This is a genomic window from Bradyrhizobium sp. LVM 105, assembly GCF_003957705.1.
Lineage (GTDB): Bacteria > Pseudomonadota > Alphaproteobacteria > Rhizobiales > Xanthobacteraceae > Bradyrhizobium > Bradyrhizobium frederickii.
The window spans coordinates 1-1,032 of record NZ_QZMV01000097.1 but is presented as its reverse complement, the minus strand read 5'-3'; the positions used below and the strand labels follow the sequence as shown (position 1 = coordinate 1,032).

The following is a 1,032-nucleotide window of genomic DNA, read 5'->3' as shown; positions in this document are numbered from 1 at the left end:
CTAGTACCCACTATCCTTGGATCGTGAGTCGTGATTCAAGATATGGATGATCCCCGAAGCAAGAGAAGTCCACCTTTCGCGGAAAGATCGCAAGGTGCTTGAGGCGTGTTGTCGCTCGCCGGTGACGTTGCAGCGCGATTTGAAGCGGGCTCGGATAGTTCTGTTGGCGGCGGACGGGTGCAGCACGCGGTCGATCGCCAAGGAAGTCGGGGTCCAGCCGCGGATTGTCAGCCTTTGGCGGCATCGCTATGCCGACCATGGCCTGGATGGGCTGCAAGACAAGCCACGGCCGGGCAAGCAGCCGATCTATACGAAGGCCACCGACAAGCGGATTCTGAAGCTGCTGGATAAGCCGCCCCCGCAAGGGTTTGCACGCTGGACCGGCCCTCTGCTGGCCGAGGCGCTGGGCGATGTTGACGTCCAATATGTCTGGCGGTTCCTGCGCAGCCACAAGATTGACCTCGCGGCTCGCAAGTCCTGGTGCGAGAGCAACGACCCGAACTTTACGGCCAAAGCCGCCGATGTGTTGGCCTCTACGTCGCCCCGCCCGCGAAGGCCATTGTGCTATGTGTGGACGAGAAGCCCTCGATCCAGGCCTTGGAGCGAGCGCAGGGTTATCTGAAGTTGCCCAATGGCCGCGCCTTGACCGGCCAGAGCCACGACTACAAGCGGCATGGCACGACGACGCTGTTTGCGGCGCTTGAGGTCGCCACCGGAAAGATCATCGCGACGCATTCAAAACGCCGTCGTCGCGTCGAGTTTCTCGACTTCATGAACAGCGTCACCGCGGCCTTTCCGAGCCGCAAGCTTCACGTCATCCTCGACAACCTCAACACCCACAAGAAAAACGAGCACTGGCTCAAGGCCCACCCCAACGTGCAATTTCATTTCACGCCAACAAGCGCCTCCTGGCTCAATCAGGTCGAGGTCTGGTTCTCGATCCTGCAGGGGCAGTCACTTAGCGGCACCTCCTTCACAAGCCTCAAGCAGCTTCAGGAACACATCGATGCCTACGTCAACGCGTACAACGAT

At 60.0% G+C, this 1,032-nt stretch carries 1 pseudogene; it reads left to right on the top strand.

What is annotated here, in order from left to right:
- Positions 1-121: 121 nt before the first annotated feature.
- Positions 122-1,032, top strand: a pseudogene (locus D6B98_RS39625) (IS630 family transposase); the annotation flags it as partial.